A 7,219-nucleotide genomic window follows, 5' to 3' on the forward strand; every position below is an offset into this window, starting at 1 on the left:
ACGGCTTCAAGGCCCTCAACGACACCATCTGCCACCAGGCCGGCGACGAGCTGCTCGTCCAGGCCGGCCGGCGGCTGCTGGACTCCGTGCGGGCCGGCGACACCGCGGCCCGGCTCGGCGGCGACGAGTTCGCCGCCCTCATCCTCGGCGACGGCACCGGCGGCCGGGCCGAGCGTGAGGTGCGGGTACTGGAGATCGCCGACCGGCTGCGCCAGCGGCTCTCCGAGCCCTACCGCCTGGAGGGGCGCTCCGAGGTGCGGGTCGCCGCCTCCATCGGTGTGGCGTTCGCCGAGCCGGGCATCTCACCGGCCGCCCTGATGCGCAACGCCGACCTGGCCATGTACCGCGCGAAGCAGGCCGGCAAGGGCCGGGTCGAGCTCTACGCGCCGCAACTCCAGGCCGAGATGGTGCGCCGGTCCGAACTGGTCACCCGGCTGCACAGCGCACTCCAGGACGGCGAGTTCGCCCTGTTGCACCAGCCCGTGGTGGAGCTGGCCGGCGGCCAGGTCACCGCGGTCGCCGCCCAGGCCCGCTGGCGCTCCGCACAGGGCATGCTGTTCACCCCGGCCGAGTTCCTGCACGGCGAGGCGCCGGCCGGCCGGGGTACCGCGGGGCGGGGCCCGGAGGTCGGCCGCTGGCTGCTGGAGGAGGCCGTCGCCCAGGCCGCCGAGCGGCACCGCGCCGGCTTCACCGCGCCGGTGTACGTGCGGATGTCGGCGCGCCGGGTCATCGACCGCTCGATGGCGAAGAGCACGGTCGAGGCGCTGCTCACCCGGCACGGGCTGCCCGCCGGCGGCCTGGTGGTGGAGGTCTGCGACCACGACCCGGCCATTCCGCTGGACGAGTTGGAGCGCCGCCTGGCGGCCCTGCGCCGGTTGGGCGCCCAGGTGGCGCTGGACGGCTTCGGCAGCGGCTACGGCGCCGTGGCGGCCCTGCGGCGGCTCCCGGTGGACGTCCTGCGGCTCGACCGGCCCCTGGTGGAGGGGCTCGTGGAGTCCCCCCGGCTGCGCAAGATCACCGCCGGGCTGCTGCGCATCGCGGGTGATCTGGGCATGTCGTCGGTCGCGGACGGGGTGGACCGGCCGGAGCAGGTGAGCGTGCTGCGCGCGCTCGGCTGCACCCACGGCCAGGGCATGGCGTTCACCGGGCCGCTGGACGAGCACCGGCTGCGGCGGGCGCTCGCCGGCGGCGGTTATCCGGTGCCGGAGACCACCCCGACCGGGCCGTCGCGCGGCGGACGTTCGGTGGTCGTGGCCGGATCACTACCGGTCAGAAGGGGTGGCGCGGCCGGTCCCGATCCGGTCACCCACCCGCCGTTGCGGTCACATAGTGAGACGTCCGTCCCACCCACTTGACACTTTGTGGGCGACGGGAGGAAGGTCAGTGCCATGCGCACCCGAATTCTCGTACTTGGACAGCGCGTCGGCTGACCCGGAGTGCACCACCCCGGACACCACAGCGACGCGCTCCCCTCGCCTGCCTCACGGCACGAGGGGTTTTTTGTTGCACCAGCGCCACCGCCCAACCCGCCCAGACCGCCCAAAACCGCTCGCACAGTGCCGTCGCGAGTTCCGTCCCATCGTTGACCGAGTGGGCCGAGCGACCGTCGAGCAGCCTCCCGGCACCGTGCGACACGCGACCGGCACGACCCGAGCGACAACACCCTCACCTCAGTCGAGAAGAGAAAGCCGATGACCGAGCAGGCCACCGGGGCCCCCCGTCCGCAGCCGCGGGCCCGAAACGGCGGACAGCAGCAGTCCGCCACCGTCGAGCACGTGACGGGCGCGCAATCCCTCATCCGTTCTCTCGAGGAAGTCGGCGCCGACACCGTGTTCGGCATCCCGGGCGGCGCCATCCTGCCCGCGTACGACCCGATGATGGACTCCGCCAAGGTCCGGCACGTCCTCGTCCGCCACGAGCAGGGCGCCGGGCACGCGGCCACCGGCTACGCCCAGGCGACCGGCAAGGTCGGCGTCTGCATGGCCACCTCCGGGCCCGGCGCCACCAACCTCGTCACCCCGATCGCCGACGCGCACATGGACTCGGTGCCGCTGGTCGCCATCACCGGGCAGGTGGCCTCCAAGGCCATCGGCACCGACGCGTTCCAGGAAGCCGACATCTGCGGCATCACCATGCCGATCACCAAGCACAACTTCCTGGTCACCGACCCGGCCGACATTCCGCGGACCATCGCCGAGGCGTTCCACATCGCCTCCACCGGCCGCCCCGGCCCGGTCCTGGTGGACATCGCCAAGGACGCGCTCCAGGCGCAGACCACCTTCCAGTGGCCGCCGACCCACGACCTGCCCGGCTACCGTCCGGTCACCAAGCCGCACGCCAAGCAGATCAAGGAAGCCGCCAAGCTGATCGGCGAGGCCCGCCGCCCGGTGCTGTACGTCGGCGGCGGCGTGCTCAAGGCGCAGGCGACGGCCGAGCTGAAGGTGCTCGCCGAGCTGACCAACGCGCCCGTCACCACCACACTGATGGCGCTGGGCGCGTTCCCCGACAGCCACCCGCTGCACGTCGGCATGCCCGGCATGCACGGTGCGGTCTCCGCGGTCACCGCGCTCCAGAAGTCCGACCTGATCATCGCGCTGGGCGCCCGCTTCGACGACCGCGTCACCGGCAAGCTGGACTCCTTCGCCCCGTTCGCCAAGATCGTGCACGCCGACATCGACCCGGCCGAGATCGGCAAGAACCGGATCGCGGACGTGCCGATCGTCGGTGACGCCCGCGAGGTGATCGCCGACCTGGTCGTCGCCGTCCAGGCCGACTGGGAGGCCGGCACGCACGGGGAGGCCGCCCGCGGCGGCTACGCCGAGTGGTGGCAGCAGCTCAGCCGCTGGCGGGACACCTACCCGCTGGGCTACGACGCACCCGACGACGGCTCGCTCGCCCCGCAGCAGGTCATCGAGCGCATCGGCCAACTGGCCCCGCAGGGCACGATCTTCGCGGCCGGGGTCGGCCAGCACCAGATGTGGGCCGCGCACTTCGTGAAGTACGAGCAGCCCGCGACCTGGCTCAACTCCGGTGGCCTGGGCACCATGGGCTACGCCGTCCCGGCGGCGCTCGGCGCCAAGGCCGGCGCCCCCGACCGCACCGTCTGGGCGATCGACGGTGACGGCTGCTTCCAGATGACCAACCAGGAACTGGCCACCGCGGCGCTCAACAACATCCCGATCAAGGTCGCCATCATCAACAACGGCGCCCTGGGCATGGTCCGCCAGTGGCAGACCCTGTTCTACAACCAGCGCTACTCCAACACCGTGCTGCACAGCGGTCCGGGCGCCGACGGCAAGCAGCCGTCCGCCGGCACGCGCGTCCCGGACTTCGTGAAGCTGGCCGAGGCGATGGGCTGCGTCGGCATCCGCTGCGAGGACCCGGCGGAGCTGGACGCGGTGATCGAGAAGGCCAACTCCATCAACGACCGGCCGGTGGTCGTGGACTTCATCGTGCACGAGGACGCCATGGTCTGGCCCATGGTCGCGGCCGGCACCTCCAACGACGAGGTCATGGCGGCGCGCGGCGTCCGTCCCGACTTCGGCGACAGCGACGACTGACGACAGCGAGAGAGTTCACCATGTCCAAGCACACGCTCTCCGTCCTGGTGGAGAACAAGCCGGGCGTCCTGGCCAGGATCACCGCGCTGTTCTCCCGGCGGGGGTTCAACATCGACTCGCTCGCGGTCGGTACCACCGAGCACCCCGACGTCTCGCGCATCACCATCGTGGTGGCCGTCGAGGAGTTGCCGCTGGAGCAGGTCACCAAGCAGCTCAACAAGCTCGTCAACGTGCTGAAGATCGTCGAGCTGGAATCCGGCGCGGCCGTTCAGCGTGAACTCGTTCTGGTGAAAGTCCGCGCCGACAACGAGTCCCGTTCCAAGATCGTCGAGATCGTCCAGCTGTTCCGGGCCAAGACGGTCGACGTCGCCCCGGAGGCCGTCACCATCGAGGCGACCGGCAGCGCCGACAAGCTCGAAGCGATGCTCAAGATGCTGGAACCCTTCGGCATCAAGGAACTCGTGCAGTCCGGCACGATCGCCATCGGACGGGGCGCGCGGTCCATCACCGACCGGTCACTGCGCGCGCTCGACCGGACCGCATAGCGAGACGCAAGGCTCCCTCCCCGGCGACTCCCCGCCGACCGGCATACGGTGAACCCGAGCGGGTCCCGCCGTTCCCGAACCCCGCCCCACCCCGACAAGGAGATATCCGAAGTGGCCGAGCTGTTCTACGACGCCGACGCCGACCTGTCCATCATCCAGGGCCGCAAGGTGGCGGTCCTCGGCTACGGCAGCCAGGGCCACGCCCACGCGCTGTCGCTGCGCGACTCGGGTGTCGACGTCCGGGTGGGCCTGCACGAGGGGTCCAAGTCCAAGGCGAAGGCCGAGGAGCAGGGCCTGCGCGTGGTGACGCCCGCTGAGGCCGCCGCCGAGGCCGACGTCATCATGGTCCTGGTGCCGGACCCGATCCAGGCCAAGGTCTACGAGGAGTCCGTCAAGGCCCACCTCAAGGACGGCGACGCGCTGTTCTTCGGCCACGGCTTCAACATCCGCTTCGGCTTCATCCAGCCGCCGGCCGGTGTCGACGTCTGCATGGTCGCCCCCAAGGGCCCCGGCCACCTCGTCCGCCGGCAGTTCGAGGAGGGCCGCGGCGTGCCGTGCATCGCGGCCGTCGAGCAGGACGCCACCGGCAAGGGGTTCGAACTGGCCCTGTCGTACGCCAAGGGCATCGGCGGCACCCGCGCCGGCGTCATCAAGACCACCTTCACCGAGGAGACCGAGACCGACCTCTTCGGTGAGCAGGCCGTGCTCTGCGGCGGCGCCTCGGCACTGGTGAAGGCCGGCTTCGAGACCCTCGTCGAGGCGGGCTACCAGCCGGAGATCGCCTACTTCGAGTGCCTGCACGAGCTGAAGCTCATCGTCGACCTGATGTACGAGGGCGGCCTGGACAAGATGCGCTGGTCGGTCTCCGAGACCGCCGAGTGGGGCGACTACGTCACCGGCCCGCGCATCATCAACGACCAGACCAAGGTCGAGATGAAGAAGGTCCTGACCGAGATCCAGGACGGCACCTTCGCCAAGAACTGGATGGCCGAGTACAACGCCGGCCTGCCCAAGTACAACGAGTACAAGAAGACGGACAGCGACAGCCTGCTCGAGAGCACCGGACGTGAGCTGCGCAAGCTCATGAGCTGGGTCGACGACGAGGCCTGAGGTCCGGACGCGGCGGACGGGGCCCGAACAGGGCCCCGTCCACCCGCCCGCGGACCCCTCCACCCGCGTGCCCAGGGGCCGGCAGCGCCTCCTGGGGCACGGGACCCGACGGTCCCGTGCCCCGGGATGCGCCCCTGCGCCCGCGGTGCTCCACGCACGAGTGATCCTTGCCGGGAAGTGCCCGGTGTCCCGGCTCCGCGCCGATAGACTGCCGACCACAAGCGCGTCACAGGCTCACAGCGTCGTGCGTCTCCACGCGGCTGCCAACCTCCACAGCCTTCGGCCGTCGGGACGCGGCCGTCCGCACCGGAACCAGTGAGGACTGAGACCGAAGTGAGCAAGCCCGTAGTACTCATTGCCGAGGAGCTCTCCCCGGCCACGATCGACGCACTCGGCCCCGACTTCGAGATCCGGCAGTGCAACGGAGCCGACCGGAGCGAACTGCTCGCCGCGATCGCCGACGTCGACGCCATCCTGATCCGCAGCGCCACCAAGGTCGACGCCGAGGCCATCGCCGCCGCCCGCCGGCTGCGGGTCGTCGCCCGCGCCGGTGTCGGCCTGGACAACGTCGACGTGTCCGCCGCCACCAAGGCCGGCGTGATGGTCGTCAACGCCCCCACCTCCAACATCGTCACCGCGGCCGAGCTGGCCTGCGGTCTGATCGTGGCCACCGCGCGCAACATCCCGCAGGCCAACACCGCGCTCAAGCAGGGCGAGTGGAAGCGCAGCAAGTACACCGGCGTCGAGCTGTCGGAGAAGACGCTCGGCGTGGTGGGCCTGGGCCGGATCGGTGTGCTGGTCGCCCAGCGCATGTCGGCCTTCGGCATGAAGATCGTCGCCTTCGACCCGTACGTGCAGCCCGCCCGGGCCGCGCAGATGGGCGTCAAGCTGCTCAGCCTCGACGAGCTGCTGGAGGTCTCGGACTTCATCACCGTGCACCTGCCGAAGACCCCGGAGACGCTCGGCCTGATCGGCGACGAGGCACTGCACAAGGTCAAGCCGTCGGTGCGGATCATCAACGCCGCCCGCGGCGGCATCGTCGACGAGGCGGCGCTCGCCACCGCGCTCAAGGAGGGCCGGGTCGCCGGCGCGGGCCTCGACGTGTACTCCAGCGAGCCCTGCACCGACTCCCCGCTGTTCGAGTTCGACCAGGTCGTGGCCACGCCGCACCTGGGCGCCTCCACCGGCGAGGCGCAGGAGAAGGCCGGCGTCTCGGTCGCCCGCTCGGTGCGCCTGGCGCTCGCCGGTGAACTGGTGCCGGACGCGGTCAACGTCCAGGGCGGCGTCATCGCCGAGGACGTCCGCCCGGGCCTGCCGCTCGCCGAGCGGCTGGGCCGCATCTTCACCGCGCTCGCCGGCGAGGTCGCCGTCCGGCTGGACGTCGAGGTGTACGGCGAGATCACCCAGCACGACGTCAAGGTGCTGGAACTCTCCGCGCTCAAGGGCGTGTTCGAGGACGTCGTCGACGATACGGTCTCCTACGTCAACGCCCCGCTCTTCGCGCAGGAGCGCGGCGTGGAGGTCCGCCTCACCACGTCCAGCGACTCGCCCGACCACCGCAACCTGGTCACGGTGCGCGGCACGCTGAGCGGCGGCGAGGAGGTCTCGGTGTCCGGCACGCTGGCCGGCCCGAAGCACCTGCAGAAGATCGTCGCCGTGGGCGAGCACGACGTGGAGCTGAACCTCGCCGACCACATGGCGTTCCTGCGCTACGCCGACCGCCCCGGCGTGGTCGGCACGGTCGGCCGGGTCCTGGGTGAGGCCGGCGTCAACATCGCCGGTATGCAGGTCTCCCGTGCGGAGGAGGGCGGCGAGGCCCTCGTCGCCCTGACCGTCGACGACACCATCCCGCCGGCGGTGCTCACCGAGATCGCCGAGGAGATCGGCGCGCACTCCGCCCGCGCCGTCAACCTGACGGACTGAGCAGGCCCCGGAGTCCGGTCCGCCGCACTCCGGGCCGCCCGACGCACCACCCGAGCCGCCCCCGCCCCGCGGGGGCGGCTC

At 71.3% G+C, this 7,219-nt stretch carries 5 protein-coding genes; all 5 read left to right on the plus strand.

Annotated features, from left to right (window positions below; genetic code table 11):
* The coding region (locus ACYVE9_RS11240; protein ID WP_461027642.1) for a putative bifunctional diguanylate cyclase/phosphodiesterase at nucleotides 1–1,355 on the plus strand (1,355 nt) is incomplete at its 5' end.
* 336 nt (nucleotides 1,356–1,691) lie between these two features.
* Nucleotides 1,692–3,560 carry an acetolactate synthase large subunit gene (locus ACYVE9_RS11245; RefSeq protein ID WP_461027643.1) on the plus strand — a complete coding sequence of 623 codons (1,869 nt, stop codon included), beginning with the start codon at nucleotides 1,692–1,694 and terminating at the stop codon, nucleotides 3,558–3,560.
* A 20-nt stretch (nucleotides 3,561–3,580) separates the two neighbouring features.
* Complete coding sequence (gene ilvN, locus ACYVE9_RS11250; protein ID WP_461027644.1) at nucleotides 3,581–4,105, plus strand: acetolactate synthase small subunit; 525 nt, start codon at nucleotides 3,581–3,583, stop codon at nucleotides 4,103–4,105.
* 111 nt (nucleotides 4,106–4,216) lie between these two features.
* Nucleotides 4,217–5,215: a ketol-acid reductoisomerase gene (ilvC, locus tag ACYVE9_RS11255; RefSeq protein ID WP_461027645.1), complete on the plus strand. Its 999-nt coding sequence runs from the start codon at nucleotides 4,217–4,219 to the stop codon at nucleotides 5,213–5,215.
* 333 nt (nucleotides 5,216–5,548) lie between these two features.
* Nucleotides 5,549–7,138 carry a phosphoglycerate dehydrogenase gene (serA, locus tag ACYVE9_RS11260; protein WP_461027646.1) on the plus strand — a complete coding sequence of 530 codons (1,590 nt, stop codon included), beginning with the start codon at nucleotides 5,549–5,551 and terminating at the stop codon, nucleotides 7,136–7,138.
* Nucleotides 7,139–7,219: the final 81 nt, after the last annotated feature.

This window comes from Streptomyces sparsus, from assembly GCF_054776295.1.